Here is a 24,928-nt window from a genome sequence, read left to right as displayed (position 1 = left end):
TGTCTGGACCTTGCAAAAAGGCGCAACGCCGAGTGTGGATGGCTCTGAACGCCCCGAAGGGCGCGCTCTGAAGGCTGCACCTGCGGCGTTGCGGCTCTTGCCAAGGGCTACGGCCATTGGCTGCGAACCGCGTCTTGCATCTACAGCCTTCAGATCGCGCAGAGGCGATTCGGAGTTAATCAGAGGCTCCCTAGAAATTTTTTCGCGCAATCAGGAAGGGGGATTGCCGGATTTCTCAGACAACGAACGCAGGAACTGCTCGAGGGAAGGATTGGACGATTGCTCTTGCCGCATTCGACTCCGTTGGCTCGGCTGGCCAAAACTGATGCGGTCATAATGGGGCTCTACAGCCCCCTGCGAGAGGGCCTGAGCCGCCTGGGAGAGCGGCACGTCAGCTTCCACCTGCTCCGCCAGCTGACGCAAATGGCGGGCGAAATGAAGGCGCTGGGGCGGCGTGAGCGCTTCCCAATCGAGGGACGCCAGTCCGGTTTGAATGATTTCGATGGCATCGTCATCCATAACGCGACCCAACAGGGCAAAAACGGCGTTCAATGCGTCATATTGGAGCATGGCCGACTCGCTGTGATCGGCAAGCAACCGCCCCAGCTCTTCCACCAGCTGTTGACAGCGCACCGATGGATCGACCACACCGGAAGCCGCCGGCGGCGACGGTGGAGTTAGGGCTTCCGCCTCACGCGCACGTGTAGAGACCCGGTGCCAATAGGCGGCAATACCTGACTTTCGTTGAGGGAGCTGGGTAAAGCGGACCGCCAGTATGTCGGCCAAGGTCAGAAACTGTCGACAGGACGGATCGCTCTCCGGCAACAAGGCCACCGGCCGCTGGTGCTGAATCGACTGCGCAATGGTTTCGTCCCGCCACACCGCCCCAAGATAATGAAGACTCATGCCCAGGTGGCGCCGCACCGCCGCCTGGAAGCGCTGGAATACCGCCTGGGCCTGGCTCGCCCCGCGTGCCATGTTGACCACCACACTGGGAGTCCTTCGGTAGCCCTTGCGCTGCATGACTTTTAACAACGAAAATGCATCGGTGAGCGAGGTGGGATCGGGGGTGATGACAACGCAGGCCATGGCCGCAGCGGCGATCATGTGCAGCCCGACCGACTGCAGCCCCGCCGCCGTATCGATCAGCACGTAATCGTACTGGCGTTCAAGCCTGGCCAATGCCTTTAGCACCCGGAGGCTTTGATCGGTATCGAGATTCAGGCATTCCTGGACGCCCGAGGCACCGGGCACGATATCCAGCCCGAAGGGTGCAGACAGGATGACATCAGCCAGTTCGCACTGCCCCGTCACCACCTGGGCCAGCGTTCGCTCCGGGTAACGCCCAAGCATGATGGTAACGTTCGCCAGGTCGGTGTCGCCGTCCAGCAGCAGCACCCGCTGCCCCTCCCGCGCCAGCACCAGCGCGAGATTCAGGAGGATGGAGGTTTTCCCCACGCCGCCCTTACCGCCCGTCACCGCGAGAATTCGCGGCAGACCGGCAGACGACTCAGCCGCAGGCTTCAGCGGTCGCTCCGGACGATTGGCTTGGCTGTATGAATCCATAGGGTTAGCGGCGGCACAGGGGATCGGGCTACCGGCGGCAGAAAGGCGAAGCACCACGCCTCCTGACTTCTACCCGGCGACTGCCGTCGAAGTTTAGCGCGATCCCAAGACCGGAAGTAGGTGCATCGAGGCCGATATCCCCGGAGAAGCCAAGAATTAACAGGATTTTACCGAACGAAATCCGGCCCTGATCACAAAGCGGCCAAGCATCAACTTATAAAGACCGTAATAACCTTTTAATAATTGGGCTATATTGTCTATTCTTTTACCCAACCAACAAAAATGAATGCGTTGTCATAAATGTGATTCACAACGAACCACACCGATGGGTATGACACAGCTAAGCGACGAGTGACATACCGCCGCCTGCGACCCTATTCCGATCTGCCGCCGCCAAGCATGGCCCGGTACCGCCTCCACTGAGGCGGTACCGGGCCATGCTTGGCCAACAGACGATCCAGGGTCAAATTGAGGGTTGGCAACGAGGGTCCCGAGCCACCAACGACCGTTCAACCGCGATTATTTCAACCCGTTGCACCGAACAGGGGCTCAAGCCGCAGCGGCCTCGGCTTGAGCCGTGTAAAACAGCTCACTGATGACATGGAGGGCATCATAAGCTGTCGTATCGGCACCACCGGAACCCTGTTCCGGATTTTGCTGCCGACGACAGTCGACGAACCAGGGAGCCTCTGAATAGCTCCCCAGACCAACAATGATGAACGCGTGGGCACACCTCCATGACCTGGGATAATCAGCAGTCAATTTACTCGCAGCCACAGCCGCCGGAGATACTGGTGGCCGACGGTGACCCGCGACTGCTGAACTTCCTGGCGAGCCTGCTTCGACAGCACGGTTACCGAGTCGCCGAGGCACTGGGAGGTCACGCCGCTTGCGACGCCCTGCGAGCCAGACCGTTTAAACTGGCCCTGCTGGATCTGCGAATGCCGGACATAAATGGCTTGGATGTCATGGCCTATGCCGCCACCGCGCAGCCCGATTGCGGCATTATTGCCGTCAGCGGCGAGAAAGGATTTACCTCGGTCAGCCGGGCCCTGCGGCGGGGTGCCCTCGACTACATAAAGAAACCCTTTGACCCGGAGGAACTGCTGGAAACCGTACGCGGTGTGCTGGGCCAGCAGTCGTTGCTGCAGAATCACGCCGACATGCAGTCGCGCCTGGAGAAGTCCGAGGCACTGCATCGCTACATCGTCAACAGTTCCCCGGACATCGTGTTCATGCTGGACCAGAGTGGGCGCATCTGTTTTATCAACAACAAAGTCCAGTCGCTGCTTGGATATGCACCCCATCAACTGATCGGCGCCCGCTTCAGCGCCCTACTGGACGAACAGGATGCCGCCCGGGGCAGTCACGCCATCCTGGATACCAGCGTCAGTTCCGACAACCCCCGAACGCTCGAAGTACGCATGAAAAGCCGGGGGAGTCGCAAGGCCAACCGTCATTTTGAAATTACCGCCTTCCCAATCGACCCGAACACCTGGCCCCACCCCTCCGGTGCACGGGATCAGCTCGCCAGCCAGCGGGCCCGGTTCTACGGCACCGCCCGGGATGTCACCGAGCGTAAGGAGGCCGAGGCGTTCATCAATTTCCAGGCCTATCATGACTTGCTGACTCGCCTGCCTAATCGGGCACTGTTCAAGGACCGGCTGAACCTGGCCATCACTCAAGCCCGACGCAACGGCCAGAAACTCGCGGTGATGTTTCTCGATCTGGACCGCTTCAAGGTCATCAACGACAGCCTCGGTCATGCCATGGGCGACCGGTTGTTACAGGCGGTGACCCGTCGGCTGAAATCCTGCTTGCGCAAGGGCGATACCCTGTCCCGCTTTGGTGGCGACGAATTCACCCTCCTGCTGCCCGCCATCCACGGTGAAGAGGACGCCAAACAGATTGCGCTGAAACTGATCGATACCCTGAGCGCCCCGTTCCGCCTGGGTGGGCATGAGGTATTCGTGGGCGTCAGCATCGGCATTGCGGTGTTCCCGAATGCCGGAGAATCGCTCGACCAGCTGATCCAGAACGCCGACATTGCCATGTACCACGTCAAGGGACGGGGCAAGGGGGACTACTGTTTTTTCTCCGAAGCGATGAGTACCGATACCGCCAACCGGCTGAGCATGGAGCGGGACCTTCGCCTGGCACTGGAACGGGACGAGTTGCGGGTCTTCTACCAGCCCCAGGTGTGCGCAAAAACCGACCGAGTGCTGGGCCTGGAAGCCCTGGTTCGATGGCTGCACCCGGAACGGGGCCTATTGTACCCGGGCGAGTTTCTGCCACTGGCGGAGGAAACCCGGCTTATCGGTGCGGTCAGCGAACGAGTACTCGCCATGGCCTGCCAGCAGGTTGGCCAATGGATTGACAACGGCCATGAGACGCTAAAACTGGCGGTGAATCTGTCGCCGATCCAGGTCGAACAGCCGGGGTTTGTCGACAACCTGATGCAACAGCTGACACGCCACCGCTTCCCGACACGCAACCTGGAGATCGAGATCACCGAGAACGTGATCATGAGTGACCTGGAACAGATCAGCCACAAACTCCGGGAATTGGCGGAAGCCGGCGTACGAATTGCCATCGACGATTTTGGCACCGGCTATTCATCGCTCAATTACATCCATCGGCTGCCCATTCACACACTCAAGGTAGACCAGTCGTTTGTGCAGGACATCCGCAACAGCGACGACGGCGCCTGCATTGTCAACGCCATTATCGCCATGGCCCATGGCCTGAAACTGGAGATTGTCGCTGAAGGCGTGGAAACCAACGCCCAGCTGGACTACCTCAGGCAACTCGGCTGCCACCAGGTGCAGGGATTCTTCTATGGTCAGCCACAACCGGCGGAACACATTGCCCGGTTGCTGGGGGAACTGGCCCGCCCCACGATCCTGGCTTAGGGAATCCCGAATCAGTGTCCCGCCTTGGCATTGATCTCCTGCGGTAACTCATCGGGTACGTAGCGGCGCCAGATTTGGGACAGCCGCCCGGTTCTGGCCATGGTGTCCAATTGCTGATTGATCCGCCGCCTGGTCTCTGCCGGCAACTGTCGATCCATGCTCAAATACACCGAGTAATTGGGGATGATGGCGCTGACGTCGACCTCGCGCATACAGGAGGTGTCGCCGCCGAAGCCGCTGAGGTAGAACCGCAGCCTGGACGCCATTTCCACGAATCCGTCCACCCGCTGCAGGCTGACCAGAGCCAGCCCCGACTCGAAGTCATCAACCGGCACCGGCCGAATCCGGCCCTGTTCCGCAGCCTGATCAAGCCCCAGGTATTGAAAGCCCCGTAACGTGGCGATCGACAGCCCCTCCAGGTCTGCCATGGAGCGAACCGGGCTGGCGACTTCGTCATTACAGGTCAACATGATGTGGCGGGTCTGGAACAGTGGCTGGCGGGCGTATTCGCCCCGGCCGGGGAAGGAGTCCCACACCGGCGCATCATAAGCGACCCAGTGCTTGAACTGGCCCTGGGCGACACCATAGAGCAAGCGATTTACCGGCAAGACGTGGTGGCGTACCGGCATGCCGATTCCGTGGAACAGCTCATCCACGATATCGGAAATAATGCCGCCGTCGCTGGCGCCCTCACGGATCAGCTGAAACGGCCCAACCCGGCTGTCCACCACCAGATAGTTGATTGAACCGGTCTCACCATCGTCGGCCTGAAGCGCCACAGGGATAAGCGCGAGGATGAGCAACCACCCCCAAAAGCCCCCCCGATCCGCCTTACCTACACCACATCCCACGCGCAACGGTTCCTCCCTGGCGAAACAGTGCAATGCCTCTAGTATAGAGCCATGCCCCTGAATTACCTCTTCGCAACCGCTTCCCCACCCAAGTCCTGATGCAAAAAGTTGCGCTGGCTCACACCTTTTCGATCAGCCGATAAACGGATTGTCCGACACTAGGATTTAAAAAATTGATCCAGTTTGCAAAGCATTGCCGAACGTTACGGTATGTATCTTGAAATGCGGCCTACTGCACATATTTTGCCCCCCCGCTTCTCTAAGCTCCAACCATACCCTGCCATCAGGCCAAATTGCCCAATCGGCCAAACCAAACAATCACAACAGGGTGGCGGGACGAGCGGATCAGCCAGGGGTAACCATCATGCGCGATAAATATAAGTACATTGGCCCGGTTTACGATTTTCTGAGCAACCTGTACAGCGGCCGGAGCATTCACCGCTGCAAGACCGCCATGCTCGACCTGGAAACCATCACCCCGGGTGCCCGCATCCTGTTCGCCGGCGTCGGCCATGGCCGGGACGCCTTGCGCGCCGCAGAGCTGGGCGCCGAGGTGACCGTGGTCGACCTGTCGGAAACCATGCTGCGCAAGTTCGCCCAGGCCCAGGAAACCGAAGCGCCTCACCTGAATATCCGCCGTATTCACAGCGACATCATGAACGTGGACGAGTTCGGGCAATACGACATGGTGATTGCCAACTTCTTTCTCAACGTGTTCGACGAAGACATGATGGTGCGCGTACTGGCGCACTTGATTCAACTGGGCAAACCCGATGCCCAGGTTGTGGTGGGCGATTTCAGCTACCCCAGCGGCAACCCGATCGCCCGACTCTTCAAAAAAGGGTACTGGTACCTGGCGGTGTTCATTTTCTGGCTGCTTGCCAACAACGCCTTCCACAAGATTTACAACTACCCCGATCACATGCAGCGGCTCGGCCTGAAGATCACCCGACAAAAACACTTTAAGTTGCTGAACATGAATTGCTACTGGTCGATCCTTGGCCAGAAGCAGGCATAACCGGCCCCGTAATCTCCCAATCACAACCGTTCATCGGGGATGGTGACATGGCAGACCAGATTCTCTCTCTCAACCGCACGGATGCACTGGCCGGAGGTTCGCTCAGTTTTTCCGAACGCGTGGCCTACCTGAAAAAATTCGGGGGGCATTCGCAGTCGTTCTCCACCTTGCAGCCGGGGATGGAGTACTTTGACCTGCCCGGCGTCGGTTACATCGGCTACATGCGCAAATGGGGCATGACCTTTGTGCTCTCGGATCCGGTGGCAGCCCCCGCAGACTTTGAACGCCTGCTTGAGCGCTTTCACCTACGCCACCCCAACGCCTGCTATATTCAGGTGTCAAAACCGGTGGTGGAGGTGCTGCATCGGCGCTTTGGCCTTTACGGCACCCAATTTGGCAGCGAATCCCGCATCCCGCTGGAGACCTGGTCGCTCAGCGGTAAGAAAAAACAGATCTTGCGCACCGCCCTGAACCAGGCCGAAAAGAACGGCATCACCGTCAAGGAACGTTTCAGCGACGACCATACCCGGGAAATCTCAGAAGCCTGGATTAGAACCCGCAAGTGCAAGAACAATGAAATTCGCTTCCTGATCCGTCCGATGCAGATGGATTACCGGGAGAATGAGCGGCATTTTTACGCCTATCAGGATGGTAAGGCGGTGGGGTTCATCTATTTTGACCCGATTTACCGGAATAACCGGATCATCAGCTACGTTCCCAATATTTCACGGGCCAACGCCAACTTCCGCCAAGGCATCTTTTACACCCTGATGGCCCATGCCATGGAGGTATTCAAGGCAGAGGGGGTGCCCTATCTGGACCTTGGATTGATTCCGCTCGCACTGGATGGTGATACCGAACACCAGGAAAGCCAGCTGTTAAAGCGCCTGCTCCATGGGCTCTACGATCATGGCAACTTCCTTTACAACTTCAAGGGCCTGGAATTCACCAAGTCCCGCTTCCGGGGAGACACCTGCAAGACCTATTGTTGCCACCGGCGGGCGATCCCGGCGCTGGAGTTTCTTGCCATGTTCAAATTGACCCGATTGCTGTAGGCAAAACCGTTTCAGAGGGCCAATCGCCGCGGAAACAGCCCGTCGCCAGGCCCAGCCGTGGCAGAAACGTCTCGATGCCAGGGGGCACCTTGCCGCTGAACAGCATGGCATCGAGCGCGGGAGTCTTGCCATGATTATCGCCAGGCAGATACCCCGCCCGATCAAGCAAATCCGCTGTGCGACGGGCGATGGCCTCTCCGGAGTCCACCCAATGGCGCACTTCCGGTAGCGAGCCTTGCAACTGCTGGCCAATCAGCGGGTAATGGGTGCAACCCAACACCACCGTATCCACCTGGGCTTCACGAAACGGCGCCAACACTTCCGCCAACTCAGCTTCGGGTAACGCCCTGCCCGCCACCCAGTCCTCGATCCAGCGCACCAAGGCGGGGTGCCCTACCCGGTGCAACTGACAATCGGCGGCGAATTCGTCCACCAGCCGGTCCAGATAGGCCCGTCGAATGGTCGCCGGAGTCGCCAGCAGACCGATTCGTCGGTTTTCCGATACCGCTGCCGCCGGCTTGATCGCTGGCACCACGCCCACCACGGGCAGATGGGTGCTCGCCCGCAGGTCGGGTAAGACCACCGTGCTGGCGGTATTACACGCCACCACAATCAGCTGTGATGGATAGACCTTCAGGCTTGCCTCGATCAGCTGCAGGCATCGAGCCGTCACCAGTTCTTCCGGTTGGTCTCCGTAAGGAAAGCAGGCGTTGTCGGCGAGATAGACCAGCCGGGCCGAGGGCAGCGCCCGGTGGATACACTGGGCAACGCTCAATCCCCCGACGCCAGAATCGAAGACTAGTATACGGGGAGGGTTCAAGCGTCTAGCTCCTCTTCCATCGCCCGAATCAAGCGGCCTGCGATGGTGGTCTTTGGCGGCACCGGCGGCAACTCACCCGGCCGATACCAGCCGGCATCGGCCAGCTCGTCTTCCTGCAACCGCAGTTCCCCACCTGCGTAGTCGGCAAAGAAGCCCAGCATCAACTGGTGAGGAAATGGCCAGGGCTGTGAGGTCTGGTAACGAATCGCGGTTACCTCCAGCCCGGTTTCTTCCCGGACCTCCCGCTGCACAGCAGCCTCCACTGTCTCCCCGGGCTCGACAAAACCGGCAATCAGGCTGTAGAAATGGCGTTTGACCCGGGACGATCGAGCCAGAAGCATGCGGTCGCCACGGCGGATCACCACGATCACGCAAGGGGCCAGCCTGGGATACCACGGGATTTCACAGCGATCACACCAACGCGCTCGTTCCCGGGGGTGGGGACCGGTTTCCTGACCACAGCGGCCACAGAACCGGTGGTCGCGCCACCATTGCAGGACCTGAAAAGCAGTACTGAGCAGCTCCGCCGGCACCGCCGCCTCGAACAGCAGGGCGTCCCTCAGTGGCACCGGTTCGGCCGCCGGCGTCAGAGACGCCAGCTCAGCCACGTACACCGCGCGACGGTTCCAGCGACCGACATAGATCGGCTCTGATCCGGGCGTGAGGGCCGCTTGCGCTTCAGACCAGGGAATGAGCCACTCATCTTCCCGACGCAGCACCGACTCCCCAATCAGCGCCAGGATGCCATCGTTCGGGCTTGGGGGGGTGGTTGTCCAGCCGGGCAGCCACTGACTCATGGACTTATCCTCTCGTTCACAATGAATTGAAATGTACCATACCGCCCATCCGGCCAGAAGGCGGCAGGCCGCTTTCCGCAAGCCGTTGAAGCAAGTAAACTTAGCGACTGTTTAGAGAACCGGAGCGACCACGTATGCAACTCTTCCCGAAACTTTTGGGACTGATCCTAACCATTTTCCGCAAGATATTGTTTCTTTGGGTCAGGAGCGTTGCCAGCGGCGCCACTCGGGAAGAACTGGCGTTGGATCCGGAAAAACCGGTTTGCTACGTGCTCCAGTACAGCTCGCTTTCCGGCCGATTGGTGCTGGAGCAGGAGGTCCGCCGGGCAGGCCTGCCTCGGGCAGAGATTCCCGTGCCGGCGGAACAGGCGCCGACGCAGTCGTTCTTCTTCCTTTATAAGCGTCTGGGCGGGCTGTTTCGCCGCCGCCAGGCGCCGATCCTCACGGCGCAGCTGCACACCCTGGTAAAGTACGGCATCCAGAACCCGGATCAGGATATCCAGATCGTGCCGGTGTCCCTGTTCTGGGGCCGCTCGCCGGACAAGGAGAAGTCCCTGGTCAAGTTGCTGCTGTCCGATACCTGGTCCGTGGCCGGCCGACTGCAGAAGTTGCTGATCATCCTGGTGCACGGTCGCAATACCTACGTGCAATTCAATAAGCCGCTGTCCTTGCAGCAGGTGGTCGCGGAATATCAGGACAACGAGCCCAGGGCGACCCGCAAGCTCGCCCGCATTCTGCGAACCCATTTCCGCCGGGTCCGTCAGGCAGTGCTGGGGCCGGATCTCTCTCACCGTCGCACGCTGGTTGAGGGACTGGTTCGAACTCAGGCGGTCAAGGATGCCATCCGCGAAACCGCCCGCAAGGACGACATCCCACCCGAGAAGGTCAAGGCCAAAGCCCGTAAATACGCCGACGAAATTGCCGCCAGCATGTCACTGACCACCATCCGGTTCCTCGAAGTGGTGCTGGGCTGGCTGTGGAACCGCATCTATAACGGCATCGCCATCAACAACATCGAGGTGGTGAAAGAAGTGGCCCAGGACAACGCCGTGGTGTACGTGCCCTGCCACCGCTCCCACATCGATTATCTGCTGCTGTCCTATGTGCTGTACACCAATGGCCTGATGCCGCCTCACATTGCCGCGGGCATCAATCTTAATATGCCCATTGTCGGCCCGATTCTGCGCCGCGGTGGCGCGTTTTTCATGCGTCGCAGCTTCCGTGACAATCCGCTCTACGCTACCGTGTTCAATGAATACATGCACGTCATGTTCTCCCGCGGCTACTCGGTGGAGTACTTTGTCGAGGGTGGACGCAGCCGGACCGGGCGCATGCTGCCACCGCGCCCTGGCATGCTGGCCATGACGCTGCGCAGTTACCTGCGGGACCACCGCAAGCCCATCGTGTTCGTGCCCGTTTACATCGGCTACGAGAAGGTGATGGAAGGCCGCTCCTATTTGGGCGAACTGCGCGGCAAGAAGAAGCAGAAAGAGAGCATCTTTGGCCTGGCCAAGACCGCCCGCAAGCTGAGTAACTCCTTCGGCCGGGTGGCGGTCAACTTCGGTAACGCCATTCACCTGTCCGGCGTTCTGGATGAAAACCACCGCAGCTGGCGCCAGGAAGCTTACGACAGCGATTTCCGGCCACCCTGGCTGAACGACACCATTGAACAGCTGTCTACCCTGGTCGCCACCCGCATCAATGCAGCCGTCGCGGTTAACCCGATTGGCATCACCGCCACCGTTCTGCTCAGCACGGAACGGCTGGCGATGGACCAGCGGCAACTGATCCGGCTGATGGACCAGTTTGCCACTCTGCTCAAGGCCTATCCTTACGCCGACACCGTCACCCTGCCGGAGGGTAGCGCCAAGGACTGGCTGGCCTATTGCGAAGGCATGGGCCTGGTTTCCCGGCAACCGCAGAAACTGGGCGACATCATCGGCCTGGAAGGCAGCAATGCCATCCTGATGACTTACTACCGCAATAACATCCAGCATCTGTTCGCGCTGCCCTCGCTGATTGCCTGCCTGTTCGAGAACAACAGCTCGCTGCGGCGGGAGAAGGCCGTGTCGTTGTGCGGCATTGTCTATCCCTACCTCCAGTCAGAACTGTTCCTGCGCTATCCGGTGGACGAAGCCGAAGTGGTCATTGGTCGCTGGATCGATGTGATGCTGGAACAGGGGCTGCTGCGCACTGAGGGCGACCGTATCTGCCGGCCGGAGGAAGGCACTGAGGCCATGTTACGCCTGCGTTCCCTGTCCCGCTTTATCATCCAGACCCTGGAGCGTTATCACATCGCCATCGCCATACTGCGCAAGTACGGCTCCGGCAAGATCAGCGCCGCCGAACTGGAAGAACAGAGCACCATGCTGGCGGAGCGGATGTCCATACTGTTCGGGTTGAACGCCCCCGAATTCTTCGACAAGACCCTGTTCCGCAGTTTCATCGCCAATCTGCAGAAGAACGAGGTATTGACCACCGATGACAACGGTCTGCTGTGTTACAGCGAGGGGCTGGATGAGGTGGCAGAGGATGCCCGCCTGGTATTGAATGTGGAGAAACGCCAAGCCATCCAGCAAGTGACCATGCTAGGCGCCTGACGGTTGCCGACGTCGCTGCGACTTCAGTCCCTGGGTAATGCCTTGATGGGATAGATGTCGTAGCGGCTGCTCTTCCCTTCCACTTTGGTTGCCGGCGCAATCCCGGCGATAGCGGGTGCCTTGCGGGGGCGCTTGACCACCACCCGATAGGTCGCCGCCTCAAGGGCGGTTGCCAGCAACACCGGCGCATCGTCGTCGTCCCCTACGATGGGCCGGAACAGCTGCATTTCCTTCTTCACCAGGGCCGACTTATCCCGGTGTGGAAACATCGGGTCGAGGTAAATCACATCGGCCGCGTCCACCCCACGTTCCTGTAGCCACTCAATGCTGCTACCGGCCATCAAGGCCATTCGCGCCACGATGGGCGCCGTCGCCTCATTGAGTTGAGCGCGTGCCAAACCGTCCGCCAGCAGCGCGTGGATCAGCGGTGAACGCTCGAACAGCGTCATCCGGCAGCCCAAGCCGGCCAGTACAAACGCGTCCTGCCCCAGACCGGCGGTGGCATCCAGTATATGCAGCGGATTACGGGTTTTCTGCAGGCCGACCGCCCTGGCGATCAACTGGCCGGTGCCGCCGCCGTGTTCCCGCCGATACCCCGCTTTGCCGGCGGTGAAATCTACCCGCACCGGTCCCGGCGCCCCCTTGCCGGTCACCTGCAGAGCCAGGCCGCGATCATCGAAGAACATCAGCATTTGATAGTCCTTCACCTGACGAGGTTGCACCACACCGAGATAGGGTAACTGGAGAGTGTCGGCCAGCAGATGGGCCGCCCGACTATCCCCCAAGGGGCTGCAGGCAACCGCGAGTTGTTGGGGATTGGCTGTAGTCATCAGACTCGGATGGAAATGCCGGCCAGCTCCGTCTCCCGCTCGCCCTGTTGGGCAGCAACGGCGGCAAAGGTGGACAGGGCCTGACTGGCGACCAGCGGCAGCTCATCGGCACGGAATGGTTCCAGGCGGACATCTTCCGCCGCCCGCCGGGCATCCACCCGGCGCTGAGCCAGCTCTCCGGTTTCCGCTTGCGGCGCAGCACGGGGTGCCGCCAGATCCTGGCGGACCTCGGCCCCCGATCGTTCGGGACTGGCTGCCGGATTACGGGCGACATCGGCGCGGTCACGGGCCGATGCATTGCCACTTTGCAGCGGGAGACTGGCGTTGGAATTGAGACTGCTGATCATCGGGGTCGATCCGCTTATCGCCTGGGTCGTTCAATCTGGGGTTTGGCCGAGACTCCAAGTATGGAAGGTGGCGGCAGGAAAACAAACCCCAGGGTGCATTTCTTTACCAAAAGCTACCGTTCACCACAGCACCACCAGCAGAATGGCGCCCAGCAACAAGCGGTAGATCACATACGGCATCAGCCCGATGCGCTCGAGAAACTTCAGGAACAAATGAATGCAGGCCACGGCGCTGATAAACGACAACAACGCGCCCAAGCCAATCGACACCCAATCGGCCCCCGCGCCCTGGCCGATCAGCTCCACGGTTTTGAGCGCGCCCGCGGCGGTGATCAGTGGGATCGACAGCAGGAAGGAAAATCGGGCGGCGGCCTCCCGCTGAAACCCCAGGAACAGCGCCGCTGTCATGGTAATACCGGAACGGGAGGTGCCCGGAATCAACGCCAGCGCCTGGGCGAGACCAATAATGACGGCATCCTTGAGCCTCAGGGCGGGTAGCTCCCGGCGCCGACGGCCCACCGCGTCGGACCACCATAGCACCAGACCGAAGCCGATGGTGGAGGCAGCAATCACCAAACCGGAGCGGAGATGGGCTTCAATCAGGTCATCCAACAACACGCCAGCCAGACCCGCGGGAATGGTGCCGACAATAATCGCCCAGGCCAATCCGCTGTCCTCAGCCACCCGCCCCCTGCTGGTATCCACCGCCCAGGCCGATGCCAGCCGCAACACATCACGACGGAAATACCAGACCACCGCCGCCAGCGTTCCGACATGCACGGCAACGTCGAAAGCCAGCCCCTGGTCCGGCCAGCCCAGCAATTGCGAAGGAAGGATCAGATGAGCCGAGCTGCTGATGGGCAGGAACTCAGTGAGTCCCTGAATGATCGACAAAACGATGATGTGCCACAGATCCATGGCAAAGTTTTCCAAAGGCAGGTAAAAGGATTAGCGACCTGGCAGTTTTTTCCAGGCCACGGTATTGCGCAGATAGACCGGTTGAGCCTGGGCGGCCGCTACGCCGCCCCCCTGCACCAGGGCCGATGCCGCCAGGGTCGCGACATAACGGGCTCTGGGCAGCAGGCTGTCATCGACCGACTGGAGCCGCCCGGTCACTTCCCCTGGCATCTGCTCTCGATAGCCGAATCCAGACCCGACACCGTGCCAGGTGGAGGGGCGGTCAGGCAGGGTCACCAACTCTGGGGCGCACACTCGCTCCTCTGTCACCGCGACCGGCAAACCGTCGCGGTTTTCGAAACAACCCCAATACACTTCGCCCATGCGGGCGTCGAACGCCACGGCCACGCCACTGTCGGCATCAACCCCGCCCGCGGCAATGGCCTCGAGGGCTACCGCAGCCAGCGAAGAGACCGGAACCACCGGAACGTCGAGACCATAGGCCAACCCCTGCACCACTCCGGTGGCGATGCGTAAACCGGTAAAGGAGCCCGGGCCACAAGCGAACGCCAGGGAGTCGAGGTCGGTGGGCTGCAACTGCCGGTCCGCCAGCAGTTGCCGGATCATCGGCATCAGCAACCGGGTATGCCCCCGGGGAGCCAGCTCGAACCGGTCAGAGAGCTGACCGTCTACCCACAGGGCCGCCGAACACCCCTCGGAGGAGGTATCCAGCGCCAGCAGCTTCAGCGTGCTATCCGACACTTGCTGTGGCCCGCTTACTTCAGCTGGCCCAGGATGCGATCACGGATCTCATCCAGGGAGCCGACACCTTCAACCCGCAGGTATTTGGGGGCAGCGGCGGCGTCCTGAGCGGCCCAATCCTGGTAGTAGCCCACCAGCGGCGCGGTCTGGTTATGGTAGATTTCAAGACGCTTGCGAATGGTGGCTTCCTTGTCGTCTTCCCGCTGCACCAGGGGCTCACCGGTTTCGTCGTCTTTGCCTTCAAGCTTGGGGGGGTCGAACTTGACGTGATAGGTACGACCGCTGGCTTCGTGAACGCGACGACCGGACAGACGACCGACGATTTCTTCGTCGTCCACGGCGATTTCCACCACATAGTCGATGGCAATGCCCTGATCCTTCAGTGCCTCAGCCTGGGGAATGGTGCGAGGAAAACCGTCGAGCAGGAAGCCGTTGACACAATCCGCCTGCTGGATGCGCTCCTTGATCAGGCCAATGATGACGTCATCGGAGACCAGGCCACCAGTCGCCATGATTTCCTTGACCTGCAGGCCCAGTTCGCTCTCCGCCTTGACGGCTGCGCGCAGCATGTCACCGGTGGAAATCTGGGGAATGTCGAAACGCTCGGTAATATACTGGGCCTGGGTGCCCTTACCGGCGCCTGGCGCGCCTAACATGATCACTCGCATAACGTTGTGCTCCCATTTTCGTGATTATCGTAGAAAAGATGTTGCAAAACCCCACAGCTTTGCGACAGCCTCTCGGTAAGGAGTCCGCGAAACGAAGCGGGCATTATACGAAGTCAGCCCGTCAAGAGAAAGTGGACCTCGGTAGCATAACCGGAGGGCCCGTGTGCCGGGGCGCCACCCGGCACCCTTTGGCGGGAGCCCGATCGACATCGGATGCCTGGGTCTGGGGCCCAGGAACGCACGGCCGGCTCAAGCAGTGAGGGAGCGAGCGAGCTCGGTCATTTCTGACGCCACCTGCTCAATGTCGCCGCGAAGAGCTTGCAGATCCGGCTCCGAGAAACCGAGCCTGTCCGCCAGGGCTTCCAGGTCGTCCGCATTGAACTCATCGCCAATCCCCTGTTCTTTCAGCAACCCATTGGCGAGCTGAACCATCAGCACAAAGACCTCGTGCTCACCATGGTATTCCGGCTGCTGGTGAACGCCGGCCGCCTTGACGACCGCATCGGGCAACTGCCAGAGCCGGTGAAGTATGCCGCCAATCGCACCGTGACCAACCGCCAGGAGATCCTGGTTGCCGCCACCAAATACCTGCCGTTCAAGCGAGCCCATACTGACTTCGGGGTTGGCTTCCCGGAGGCTGCCGAGTTCCTCGAATTCGGCGGGGAACAGGTGGCCAATCAACAGCAGGCCAAAGTTGTGCAGCAACCCGCACAGGTACGCCAAGCCCTTGTCCACGCCACAGGCCGGCGCCATCTTCTGACACAGGAAAGCGTTGCACAACGAATGGTGCCAGAATTTATCCATGCCCAGCGCGCCACCCCGTGGCACCTCGAACGCCTGCACCGATGCGATGCCCAGGGCAACATGGGCGACCCGTTCGAAGCCCAGCACCCGGGTGACCGCCTCCTGGACCGACTGGATCTGACCGGGGTAATTGAACAACGCCGAACGAGCGTATCGCATGATCTGGGCGGTCAGACTGGGATCAAGCTCAATCAGCTCCGCCAACTCCCGCGCGGTGGCCTCCGGATTGCCGGTGAGGCGCAGAATACGCAGCGCCAATGCCGGCATCGGGGGCAAGCGGTAGAGCTGCTGCAGTTTCTGGGCGACCTCTTCCAACGACAACGCGCTGCGCTCCGTTGCGGTCCGCCCCTTGATTACGCACGGACCGCGCCGCGACCCTGCCAGGGCCAGCCGCAGGTTGCGACCGTCCAACACCAGCAGACTGCTGTCGGTGCCCGCCGACAGCACCGCCCGGGGCAAATCGGCGGCGTCGTCATCCAGCAACACGGGCACCTCATAGGCGCCACCAATGGCGGGATGAAAACCAGGGGCACAGTCACTGAACAGACGATCTGCCTGACGTGCCGTCAGGGGCTGTAATCGCCGCCCGGTTAACTGCTGCACCGCCGCCAGATCCAGGACACTGCTAAACGGGTGAACCACCATCACCGTTCCGTCCAGGTCAATCAGCAGTGAGGCCCTCAGGATGCACTCCTGATCCTCACCCGCAACCATGACCGCCGCATCAAAATTCGCCACCGGGTCGATGGCCACTTCAGTAAAGGCGATTCCCTTGCGGTTGAGGAAATGTTCCAGTCGCGGGGCCAGAGCCACGGCGTTCTCCTATTTTCGGTGCTAGTTGCTCGTATCAGTGCTTGCGGTTCGTATCAGTGCTTGCTGTTCGCGCCTGCAGGCCCACTAGCCCGTATTGCGCATGCCGGCGGCGATGCCCGCCATGGTCACCTTGAGGGCCTGGCTGACGCTTTCCGGGATATCGTTATCACCCTCACTGTCCCGGTCCCGGCGCAGCAGTTCCGCCTGCATGTAATGCAACGGATCGGTGTAGGGGCTGCGCACCCGCATGGAATGGGCAAACACCGGATCGCTGGCGAGCAGTTCGTCCTGCTCTTTGAGGGCCTTGACCTGGGTAATGCAGGCCGATAACCGATCCCGCAGGTTGGCCCCCAGACCCTGCAATGGCGCCTCCACCAGGGTCTGTTCGTAATAGCTTGCGATGCGCAAGTCCGCCTTGGCCAGCACCATCTCCAGCATATCGATGTAGGTGCGGAAGAACGGCCAGCGCTCCATCATCTCCCGCAGCAGATCCAAGCGGCCACTGGCGGCGGCTTCCGTCAGCGCCACATCACTGCCCAGCCAGCTGGGCAACATCAGCCGCATCTGGGTCCAGGCGAAGATCCACGGAATGGCCCGCAAGCTCTCTACACCGCCGCTGGCCTTGCGTCGAGCCGGACGACTGCCCAACGCCAGCTTGCCCAGGGCCTGTTCCGGCGTGGCCTGGCGAAAGTACGGGACAAAATCCGGGTCTTCCCGAACCACCTCGCGGTACGCCTTCAATGAACGCGCCGTCAGCCAATCCATGGTGTCGCGCCAGGCCGGCTCCGGTGCCGGCGGCGGCGCCAGGGTGGCCTCCACCACCGCAGTGGTGTAGAGGGTCAGGCTCTGTTCCGCCAGGCGCGGCAAGCCAAACTTGAAGCGAATCATCTCGCCCTGCTCGGTGATCCTGAAACTGCCGTTCACCGATCCCGGTGGCTGGGACAGAATGGCCCGGTTGGCGGGCCCGCCGCCTCGGCCGACGGTGCCCCCGCGGCCATGAAACAGGGTCAGCTGCAGCTGGAACCGGCGCGCCACTTCCGTCAGCTTTTCCTGGGCCTGATACTGGGCCCAGGCGGCCATCATCTGGCCCGCATCCTTGGACGAATCCGAGTAGCCGATCATCACTTCCTGTCGCCCCTGGCAGTAGTTCCGGTACCAGTCGATCTCAAACAGCGCCGACATGGCCGCTGGCGCCCCACGAAGATCGTCCAGCGTCTCGAACAGCGGCACCACGCGCATGGGGTATTTCATCCCCGCCTCCCGCAGCAGCAGGATGACATGGAGCACGTCCGACGGCTTGCTGGCCATGGAAATGACGTAGGAGCCCAGAGCCTCCTCTGGCTGCGCCGCCACAGTGGCGCAGGTATCCAGCACCTCCTGCACCGCGTCGCTGGCTTGCCAGTTGCGGGGAATCAGCGGTCGCCGGCCCCTCAACTCCTCGACCAGGAAAGCCTGACGCCGTTCTTCCGGCCAGGACAGGTAATCGCCCAGGCCCAGGTAATCCACCATCTCCGCCACCGCCTCAGCATGACGACTGGCTTCCTGACGGATGTCCAGCCGTACCAGCGGCAGCCCCAGGGTATGGGCCCGACGCAGCGTATCCAGTAACGGTCCGTTGGCAATGGTATCGAGGCCGCAGGCCACCAGGGAGCGATAGCACAGCTCCAGCGGTGCGGTCAGATCCTTGTTCTCGAACAGAATGCCGGCGGCCGCCCCAGGCTCGCCGTTGACCTGCGCCTCCGCCCAGTCCCGGGTCCTGACCAGGCGATCCCGCAGCTGCCCAAGCACCTGACGATAGGGCTCCCGGCTGTCCTGGGTGACCGCTCGCAGTTCATCGCTGGCCTGGCCCATGGACAGCTCTGCCCGCAAGGCGTTGATGTCTCGCAGATACAGGTCGGCGGCCATCCAGCGCCCCAGCAGGAACACCTGTTGCGTCACCTCGTGGGTGACGTTGGGGTTACCGTCCCGGTCCCCCCCCATCCAGGACGCGATGCGAATGGGCGCCGAGCTCAGCGGTAGCCCTTGCCCGGTGGACGCCATCAGGGCTTGGTCCAGGCTCCGCAGAAACCGGGGCAACGCCTGCCAGAGACTGTTTTCAATGACCGCAAAGCCCCATTTGGCCTCATCCACCGCCGTGGGCCGGTGATGGCGAATCTCATCGGTGTTCCAGGCTTCCGCCACCAGTTGACGCAGTCGCTGGATGACTTCTTCGCGCTCGGAGGGCATCAGGTCTTCGTGATCCAGCCGGGCCAGACACTCCGACATTTCGTCGTATTTCAGGATCAGAGTGCGGCGGGCCACTTCCGTCGGGTGCGCGGTGAGCACGAATTCGATGCGCAGCTCAGCAACCCGGCGATGCAACTCCTCCGGGGCTATGCCATCGGCAATCAGGCGGTCGAACACCTCGCCCAGCGACTCCACCATCAGATCGGTATGGTGACCCTTGCGGCGCCGGATACCATGATACTGTTCGGCCAGGTTGGCCAGATTGAGAAACTGGTTGAAAGCACGGGTGACGGGCAGCAGCTCGTCGTCCTTGAGATCGCCAAGCAGCTGCAGCAGTCGCTGACCGGAGCCACTTTCCTGGCGCCGATCGGCCTTTGCCGCGGTGCGGATCTCCTCAATGAGTTCGTAGACTTCCTGACCGGGGTTCTGACGGATCGCTTCCCCCAGCAACTCCCCCAGCATACGGACGTTCTCTCGCAAATCGGGATGTAGCTCTGTCACAACGGCTTCCTTTTGAATTGACGAAGACCAACGGTTGTACCGATACTAATAACGATTAACGCAAGTGGCCGCAAGGAGTATTCATGAAAGTAACCGATTTGCCCAAGTACTGGGAAACAAAGCAAGATCCGGTCGAGCGGAGCCACGACTACAATCTGCGGCTGCCGCTGGAGGACGCCGCCCGCATCGCCGCCCTGGCGGATCTCTACCCGCACCGGTCGGAAGCCGACATTCTCAATGACATGGTGTCCGCCGCCCTGGACGATCTGGTGCGCCAAAGCCCGCTGAAGGACAAGCTCGCGGGGAAGGATAAGTAAAGCGGAAGTCGAGATGGCAGGGTGTGGTGACCGCCACACCCTGCGCAGCACTGACTGGTGAGTTACCGAGCGGAACTCAAGCGACGGATTCGAGCTGACGGGCCTTCAGCGTCTGGATGTGCTTCTGGCTCAGGCTGACGAACCGGGGCGTCAGCCCCTCGTCCTCATAGATTTCAAATCCATCTTCATCAAACGCCACCACCTTAGTGCCCTGCACATAGGGAAAACTGGTTTCCAGCTCATCGAGAGAAGCCGAAATCAGGTCCCGCAACAGGTCCTGCGGTGTTTTCATCGGATACACGGCGGCCAACTTTTCCAACCGCTGGTGATGCTGATCTGACAGCGCCATAAAATAAGCGTCGCGAGTTAGCCTGCCCCGTGCGTGCTTATCCCAATAATTGACCAGATCCTTTATCTTCATAGTACCGTAACTCCCGCCTTTTCATGCCCTGACTGGCCGCCGCCATTAGCGCGGCCATTATCGAAAAGTTTAGCTGAAGCTGTCGTTCCGGGCGCTGCTATATCGTTACGGATTGTACCTAGCCACGGATTGTACCTAGCCACGAATTGTACCTAGCCACGGATTGTAGCTAGTTACGGATAGTATCTGGCTCCGGATGGCACCTATCGAAACGACCGTTGGTTAGCGTTGCTTCTCGACACCCTTGACCGACTGCCAGATTCGATCCAGGGCTTCCAGGGGCTCGCTATCCATATCCCGCCCTTCGTCGGCCAGTTTCGCTTCAATGGCGCGAAACCGGGTCTCAAATTTATGGTTGGTTCCCTGCAACGCCTGTTCCGGGTTGACCCTCATGAACCGGGCGAGGTTGACGCAGACAAACAGCAGGTCGCCCAGTTCGTCGGCCACTGCGGCCGGATCACCGGTGCCGGCCTGGGCCTGCTGCAAGGCTTCCTTGAGTTCGTCAATTTCCTCGTGGAGCTTGTCGAAGACCGGCTCAACCGAGGGCCAGTCAAAGCCATGATGGGAAGCCCGACGCTGGAGCTTTTCGGCGCGGGCCATGGCCGGCAGGGTGCGTGCGATGCCGTCCAGACGGCTTGACGCCGCTGCCGCGACCGTCCGTTGCGACGCCTGTGCCCGCTCCTCGGCCTTGATCCGCTCCCAGCTGGCCTTGATCTCCGCCTCCGTGGGGCGGTTATCCGGGTCCACTTCGCTGGCCAAGGTGCCATCAGGAAAAACGTGAGGATGACGGCGAACGAGTTTTCGGACCAGGTTATCGACGATGCTGTCGAACTCGAAATGCCCCTGCTCGCGCCCTAACTGACTGTAGAACACCACCTGAAACAGCAGATCCCCCAGTTCATCCTCCAGGTGCGGGAAGTCTTCCCGTTCGATGGCATCCGCCACCTCGTAGGCCTCTTCCAGGGTATGGGGCACAATGGAGGCGAAATCCTGCTTCAGGTCCCAAGGACACCCTGTGTCCGGCTTGCGCAACCGGGCCATCAGGTATTTGAGGTCGTCCAATGTATAGCTCATCTCCGCCTCCGCCGGACTTCGACAATATTCGGCAGGTTGCGAATCTGCGCCAGCAGGCGGGCCAGTTGCTCCAGGCTGCTGATTTCCACCGTCACCGTCATGGTGGCGGTGTTGTCATCCGGATTGGAGACCGTATTCAGGGCGATCACGTTGCTGCGGGAGGAGGTCAGCACCTGGGTGATGTCCCGCAGCAGCCCCGATCGGTCGTAAGCCTCAATCTCGATATCGACCGGATAAACCGCCTCCGGACGCGTCCCCCAATCCACTTCAATAATGCGGTTCGGTTCATATTCCCTCAGGTTCAGGAAGGTGAGGCAATCCTGGCGATGCACCGTCACGCCCCGGCCAATAGTGATATAACCACCGATGGCGTCGCCTGGCAGCGGCTTGCAGCACTTGGCGACCTGGGTCTTGAGCTTGCCCACCCCCTGGATCTGGATATCCGATTCGGTGTCGTAGGTTTTGTGGCTATCCCGTACCAGCTTCAGGTCCAACTGCTGACTGCGGGGCTCCAGCAGTTGCTGGGCGACATTGGCGACGTGGGTTGACCGCAGGTCGCCAGCGCCGACGGCGGCGAACATGTCCTCGGCGGAGTGATAATTGACTTTCTGGGCCAGCTGACTGAGATCGAGTTCGTGGATCGACAGCCGTTTGAATTCGTCTTCCAGGATGGCCCGGCCGTCAATCACGTTGCGATCGTGATCCTGCTGTTTGAACCAGTGGGTCACCTTGGCCCGCGCTCGGGAGGTCTGGATATAGCCCAGGCTGGGGTTGAGCCAATCCCGGCTCGGAGCCGGATTGTTGGAGGTCAGGATCGACACCTGCTCGCCGGTTTTGAGCGGATAGGTCAGCGGCACAATGCGACCGTTAACCCGGGCGCCGCGGCAGGCATGCCCCACCTCGGTATGCACGCGGTAGGCAAAATCCACCGGGGTCGCCCCCTGCGGCAGATCCACCACGTGACCCTCCGGGGTAAAGACATAGACCCGGTCCGAGGCAACGTCGGATTTCAGATGATCGGCCAGGCCGGACAGGTCTCCCAACTCCTCCTGCCACTCCATGACCTGACGCAGCCAGTTAATCTTGGCGTCGTAGCCCGAGGACTTTTTGCCATTGTCCATGCCCTTGTACAGCCAATGGGCACACACACCCAGCTCCGCCTCCTCATGCATCTGGTGAGTACGGATCTGAACTTCCATCACCTTGCCTTCCGGCCCAACCACGGCGGTATGCAGAGACTGGTAACCGTTCTCCTTGGGGTTGGCGATGTAGTCGTCAAACTCATTGGGGATATGGCGCCAGAGACTGTGGACGATGCCAAGCGCGGCATAACAGTCGCGCACCTCCGGCACCAGGATGCGCACCGCCCGCACGTCGTAAACCTGGGAGAAATCGATGCCCTTGCGCCGCATCTTGCGCCAGATGCTGTAGATGTGTTTAGCCCGGCCCGACAGTTCGCCGTCGATCCCGGCGGACACCAACTCGCCCTTGAGGGCATGCAAGACCCGGCCGATGTAGCTGTCCCGGTCGAGTCGTCGCTCGTCCAGCAACTTGGCGATTTTTTTGTAGGCGGAGCCGTGCAGGTAGCGGAAGGACAGATCCTCCAGCTCCCATTTGATGTGACCGATGCCCAGCCGGTGGGCCAGCGGCGCATAGATGTCGAAGACTTCCCGGGCCACCCGCATCCGCTTCTCCGGGGCGGCACCCTTGACGGCGCGAATGGCACAGGTGCGTTCGGCCAGCTTGATCAGCGCCACCCGGACGTCGTCAATCATGGTCACCAGCATCTTGCGCACGTTATCGAGCTGGCCCTGACTCTGTCCCAGCACGTTGCCCTTCAACGGGTGATGGATCGCTGAGATAGCGGCCATCTGCCGGACCCCGTCGATCAGACCGGCGACTTCGTCACCAAACTCGGCCCGAATCTCCTCCAACGAGGCCCGTTCCTCGCGCACCGCGCGGTACAGTATGGCGGCCACCAGACTGGCCTGATCCAGGTGCAGTTCCACCAGCACCTGGGCCATATCCAACCCGGTGCGAAAGCTACTGGCGCCAGGTGCCCAAAGCCGGTCCTCCTGGACTGCCTGGAGATCAATTTCGGCCGCTTTTTCACAGGCACGACGGAACTGCGCCGCATCTTCCAGATGGGTTTGCGATTCGATCTGACGAACCCATCGCTCGATGTCGAGCTCGCCATCCTGATTCACCACGTAGTCTTCGCGAACTTTGACCATGCCGGCTCTATCTTTCCTGTGTTTCGCTCCAATCATCCCTGATTGGATGACCGTTAATTGCTCTCCCGCTCGAACAGCGCAATCGATTCCACATGCGTGGTGTGGGGGAACATGTCCATCACACCGGCTCGCACCAGGCGATAGCCGTTGCGAACCATGACTCCGGCGTCCCGGGCCAGAGTTGCCGGATTACAGGAGACGTACACGATCCGGTTGGCACCGAAGGCCGTCAGGTATTCACACACTTCCTCGGCGCCGGAACGGGGTGGGTCGATCAGGATCTTGTCGAATCCCTCCTGGGCCCAGGGTTCGGTGGTAAAGTCTCCGTGCAGGTTGGCGCCGTGGAAGGCCACGTTGTCCAGCCCGTTCAGCTTGGCATTTTCCCGTCCCCGTACCACCATGGCATCGTCACCTTCCACGCCAACCACCCGACCCGCGCGACGGGCCAGGGGGAGCGTGAAATTCCCCAGACCACAAAACAGGTCCAGCACCCGCTCTTCGGGCTGCACATCGAGCCACTCCACCGCTCGGTGGACCATCTGCTGGTTGATGCCGGCGTTGACCTGGGTGAAATCCATCGGATGGAATTTCAAGCTCAGGTCAAACTCCTCCAGCCGATAGGACAAGCGTTCCTCGCCGTCTTCGGGCCAAACCCGATGAACCGTGTCCGGCCCCTTGGGCTGCAGGTAGATATGCAAATCGTGGGCCTGGCCAAAGGCGATCAACTTGGCCAGGTCGTCCTCGCTCAGCGGGTCCATGTGTCGGACCACCAACGCCACCACATCATCACCACAGGCGACCTCCACCTGGGGTATGCGCTGGTAGCCGGCCAGGGTGTGGAGCAGCTCCCGCAACGGCGTGATGCGCTCGCCGATGCGCGGGTCCATCACCACACAACGATCAATATCGGTCAGGAAACTGTTGCGCTTTTCGCGGAAACCGACCAATACCGACTCCCGCTTGTGCACGTAACGCACCCCCAGCCGTGCCTTACGGCGGTAGCCCAGATCCTGGGACCGCATCGGCGCAACCCATTCCTCCGGTTCGATGCCACCAAAGTGGGCAAAGTGCTCGCGCAGGGTGTCTTCCTTGAACTGGATCTGGGCATCGCTGCCCATGTGCTGGAGACTGCACCCGCCACACAGATCGGCAAATTCGCACGGCGGCACGGCGCGTTCGGGAACCGCCGCCACCACCTGCTCGGCCCGCAGCTCATCGAATTTGCTGCGGGAGCTGACATATTTCGCCATCACCGTCTCACCGGGCAAGGCACCGTCGACAAACTGGATCTTGCCATCCAGGTGAGCAATCCCCCGGCCGTCATGGCTCAGTTTTTCGATGACGCATTGAATCGGTTCGGTGGGCAGGCTTTTCCTGCGACGTCTACTCATACTGCTTACTCTGAAAAGGCTTTT

21 protein-coding genes are annotated in these 24,928 nt (G+C 60.8%); 6 read left to right on the top strand and 15 right to left on the bottom strand.

The window, feature by feature from the left end; genetic code table 11:
• Positions 1–210 precede the first annotated feature (210 nt).
• The gene (locus N6L25_RS08805) at positions 211–1,620 is read right to left on the bottom strand and encodes an AAA family ATPase (protein ID WP_271979452.1); all 1,410 of its coding nucleotides are present in this window, start codon (positions 1,618–1,620) and stop codon (positions 211–213) included.
• Positions 1,621–2,007: 387 nt separating this feature from the next.
• Between N6L25_RS08805 and N6L25_RS08800 the strand changes: the two genes are divergently transcribed.
• Together N6L25_RS08800 and N6L25_RS08795 are read left to right on the top strand one after the other, a co-directional pair.
• Positions 2,008–2,259 (top strand): ATP-binding protein, encoded by a 252-nt coding sequence (locus tag N6L25_RS08800; RefSeq protein ID WP_334312391.1) that lies wholly within the window; start codon positions 2,008–2,010, stop codon positions 2,257–2,259.
• Between the two features lie 44 nt (positions 2,260–2,303).
• Complete coding sequence (locus tag N6L25_RS08795; protein WP_271979451.1) at positions 2,304–4,478, top strand: putative bifunctional diguanylate cyclase/phosphodiesterase; 2,175 nt, start codon at positions 2,304–2,306, stop codon at positions 4,476–4,478.
• Positions 4,479–4,489: 11 nt separating this feature from the next.
• Here the strand turns inward: N6L25_RS08795 and N6L25_RS08790 are convergent, their stop codons facing one another.
• Positions 4,490–5,329 carry a substrate-binding periplasmic protein gene (locus tag N6L25_RS08790; RefSeq protein ID WP_271979450.1) on the bottom strand — a complete coding sequence of 280 codons (840 nt, stop codon included), beginning with the start codon at positions 5,327–5,329 and terminating at the stop codon, positions 4,490–4,492.
• A gap of 364 nt (positions 5,330–5,693) precedes the next feature.
• Here N6L25_RS08790 and N6L25_RS08785 point away from each other — a divergent pair, with 364 nt between their 5' ends.
• Both N6L25_RS08785 and N6L25_RS08780 read left to right on the top strand, forming a co-directional pair.
• The gene (locus tag N6L25_RS08785; RefSeq protein WP_271979449.1) at positions 5,694–6,347 is read left to right on the top strand and encodes a class I SAM-dependent methyltransferase; all 654 of its coding nucleotides are present in this window, start codon (positions 5,694–5,696) and stop codon (positions 6,345–6,347) included.
• Positions 6,348–6,394: 47 nt separating this feature from the next.
• Positions 6,395–7,402 carry a DUF2156 domain-containing protein gene (locus N6L25_RS08780; RefSeq protein WP_271979448.1) on the top strand — a complete coding sequence of 336 codons (1,008 nt, stop codon included), beginning with the start codon at positions 6,395–6,397 and terminating at the stop codon, positions 7,400–7,402.
• Here N6L25_RS08780 and murI read toward each other — a convergent pair.
• Positions 7,380–8,222, bottom strand: coding sequence for a glutamate racemase (gene murI / locus N6L25_RS08775; protein WP_271979447.1), 843 nt, complete (start codon positions 8,220–8,222; stop codon positions 7,380–7,382). The genes N6L25_RS08780 and murI overlap by 23 nt on opposite strands.
• Positions 8,219–9,019 (bottom strand): NAD(+) diphosphatase, encoded by an 801-nt coding sequence (gene nudC / locus N6L25_RS08770; protein WP_271979446.1) that lies wholly within the window; start codon positions 9,017–9,019, stop codon positions 8,219–8,221. Before nudC ends, murI begins: the two co-directional genes overlap by 4 nt.
• 134 nt (positions 9,020–9,153) lie before the next feature.
• Here nudC and plsB point away from each other — a divergent pair, with 134 nt between their 5' ends.
• A complete protein-coding gene (plsB, locus tag N6L25_RS08765; RefSeq protein WP_271979445.1) occupies positions 9,154–11,619 on the top strand; it encodes a glycerol-3-phosphate 1-O-acyltransferase PlsB in 2,466 nt (821 codons plus the stop codon).
• Between the two features lie 23 nt (positions 11,620–11,642).
• On the opposite strand, the gene N6L25_RS08760 is transcribed toward plsB, so the two are convergent.
• The 7 genes from N6L25_RS08760 to ppc form a co-directional block, all read right to left on the bottom strand.
• Positions 11,643–12,449 carry a class I SAM-dependent methyltransferase gene (locus N6L25_RS08760; RefSeq protein WP_271979444.1) on the bottom strand — a complete coding sequence of 269 codons (807 nt, stop codon included), beginning with the start codon at positions 12,447–12,449 and terminating at the stop codon, positions 11,643–11,645.
• Positions 12,449–12,796 carry a UDP pyrophosphate phosphatase gene (locus tag N6L25_RS08755; protein ID WP_271979443.1) on the bottom strand — a complete coding sequence of 116 codons (348 nt, stop codon included), beginning with the start codon at positions 12,794–12,796 and terminating at the stop codon, positions 12,449–12,451. The genes N6L25_RS08760 and N6L25_RS08755 overlap by 1 nt, the downstream gene beginning before the upstream one ends.
• A gap of 120 nt (positions 12,797–12,916) precedes the next feature.
• On the bottom strand, positions 12,917–13,714 hold the full coding sequence (locus N6L25_RS08750; RefSeq protein WP_271979442.1) for an undecaprenyl-diphosphate phosphatase: 798 nt from the start codon (positions 13,712–13,714) through the stop codon (positions 12,917–12,919).
• A 30-nt stretch (positions 13,715–13,744) separates the two neighbouring features.
• Complete coding sequence (gene tsaB / locus N6L25_RS08745; RefSeq protein ID WP_271979572.1) at positions 13,745–14,440, bottom strand: tRNA (adenosine(37)-N6)-threonylcarbamoyltransferase complex dimerization subunit type 1 TsaB; 696 nt, start codon at positions 14,438–14,440, stop codon at positions 13,745–13,747.
• Positions 14,441–14,469: 29 nt separating this feature from the next.
• The gene (gene adk, locus N6L25_RS08740; RefSeq protein WP_271979441.1) at positions 14,470–15,123 is read right to left on the bottom strand and encodes an adenylate kinase; all 654 of its coding nucleotides are present in this window, start codon (positions 15,121–15,123) and stop codon (positions 14,470–14,472) included.
• Positions 15,124–15,372: 249 nt separating this feature from the next.
• Complete coding sequence (locus tag N6L25_RS08735; RefSeq protein ID WP_271979440.1) at positions 15,373–16,740, bottom strand: HDOD domain-containing protein; 1,368 nt, start codon at positions 16,738–16,740, stop codon at positions 15,373–15,375.
• Between the two features lie 84 nt (positions 16,741–16,824).
• Entirely contained in the window at positions 16,825–19,467 is a 2,643-nt protein-coding gene (gene ppc, locus N6L25_RS08730; RefSeq protein WP_271979439.1) for a phosphoenolpyruvate carboxylase, read from the bottom strand.
• Positions 19,468–19,550: 83 nt separating this feature from the next.
• On the opposite strand from ppc, the gene N6L25_RS08725 reads away from it, so the two are divergent.
• A complete protein-coding gene (locus N6L25_RS08725; RefSeq protein ID WP_271979438.1) occupies positions 19,551–19,784 on the top strand; it encodes a hypothetical protein in 234 nt (77 codons plus the stop codon).
• Positions 19,785–19,860: 76 nt separating this feature from the next.
• Here the strand turns inward: N6L25_RS08725 and N6L25_RS08720 are convergent, their stop codons facing one another.
• From N6L25_RS08720 to rlmD, 4 genes are all read right to left on the bottom strand, one after another.
• On the bottom strand, positions 19,861–20,205 hold the full coding sequence (locus N6L25_RS08720; protein WP_271979437.1) for a pilin assembly protein: 345 nt from the start codon (positions 20,203–20,205) through the stop codon (positions 19,861–19,863).
• Between the two features lie 222 nt (positions 20,206–20,427).
• Positions 20,428–21,279, bottom strand: a complete 852-nt coding sequence (gene mazG, locus N6L25_RS08715; protein ID WP_271979436.1) for a nucleoside triphosphate pyrophosphohydrolase — start codon at positions 21,277–21,279, stop codon at positions 20,428–20,430.
• On the bottom strand, positions 21,276–23,513 hold the full coding sequence (relA, locus tag N6L25_RS08710; protein ID WP_271979435.1) for a GTP diphosphokinase: 2,238 nt from the start codon (positions 23,511–23,513) through the stop codon (positions 21,276–21,278). The genes mazG and relA overlap by 4 nt, the downstream gene beginning before the upstream one ends.
• Before the next feature lie 53 nt (positions 23,514–23,566).
• Positions 23,567–24,904, bottom strand: coding sequence for a 23S rRNA (uracil(1939)-C(5))-methyltransferase RlmD (rlmD, locus tag N6L25_RS08705; protein ID WP_271979434.1), 1,338 nt, complete (start codon positions 24,902–24,904; stop codon positions 23,567–23,569).
• Positions 24,905–24,928: the final 24 nt, after the last annotated feature.

This window comes from Marinobacter sp. SS21 (assembly GCF_028369065.1).
Lineage (GTDB): Bacteria > Pseudomonadota > Gammaproteobacteria > Pseudomonadales > Oleiphilaceae > Marinobacter.
The sequence above is the reverse complement of the archived record's forward strand: the minus strand, read 5'-3'. Positions and strand labels throughout refer to the sequence as shown.

What these genes read in the sequence shown, in the direction of transcription:
- nudC (WP_271979446.1), bottom strand. Translation starts at nt 9,019, where the DNA reads ATGAGTCAGTGGCTGCCCGGCTGGACAACCACCCCCCCAAGCCCGAAC.
- N6L25_RS08725 (WP_271979438.1), top strand. Translation starts at nt 19,551, where the DNA reads ATGAAAGTAACCGATTTGCCCAAGTACTGGGAAACAAAGCAAGATCCG.
- rlmD (WP_271979434.1), bottom strand. Translation starts at nt 24,904, where the DNA reads ATGAGTAGACGTCGCAGGAAAAGCCTGCCCACCGAACCGATTCAATGC.
- relA (WP_271979435.1), bottom strand. Translation starts at nt 23,513, where the DNA reads ATGGTCAAAGTTCGCGAAGACTACGTGGTGAATCAGGATGGCGAGCTC.
- N6L25_RS08755 (WP_271979443.1), bottom strand. Translation starts at nt 12,796, where the DNA reads ATGATCAGCAGTCTCAATTCCAACGCCAGTCTCCCGCTGCAAAGTGGC.
- N6L25_RS08760 (WP_271979444.1), bottom strand. Translation starts at nt 12,449, where the DNA reads ATGACTACAGCCAATCCCCAACAACTCGCGGTTGCCTGCAGCCCCTTG.
- mazG (WP_271979436.1), bottom strand. Translation starts at nt 21,279, where the DNA reads ATGAGCTATACATTGGACGACCTCAAATACCTGATGGCCCGGTTGCGC.
- N6L25_RS08720 (WP_271979437.1), bottom strand. Translation starts at nt 20,205, where the DNA reads ATGAAGATAAAGGATCTGGTCAATTATTGGGATAAGCACGCACGGGGC.
- adk (WP_271979441.1), bottom strand. Translation starts at nt 15,123, where the DNA reads ATGCGAGTGATCATGTTAGGCGCGCCAGGCGCCGGTAAGGGCACCCAG.
- N6L25_RS08785 (WP_271979449.1), top strand. Translation starts at nt 5,694, where the DNA reads ATGCGCGATAAATATAAGTACATTGGCCCGGTTTACGATTTTCTGAGC.
- plsB (WP_271979445.1), top strand. Translation starts at nt 9,154, where the DNA reads ATGCAACTCTTCCCGAAACTTTTGGGACTGATCCTAACCATTTTCCGC.
- N6L25_RS08750 (WP_271979442.1), bottom strand. Translation starts at nt 13,714, where the DNA reads ATGGATCTGTGGCACATCATCGTTTTGTCGATCATTCAGGGACTCACT.
- N6L25_RS08780 (WP_271979448.1), top strand. Translation starts at nt 6,395, where the DNA reads ATGGCAGACCAGATTCTCTCTCTCAACCGCACGGATGCACTGGCCGGA.
- N6L25_RS08795 (WP_271979451.1), top strand. Translation starts at nt 2,304, where the DNA reads ATGACCTGGGATAATCAGCAGTCAATTTACTCGCAGCCACAGCCGCCG.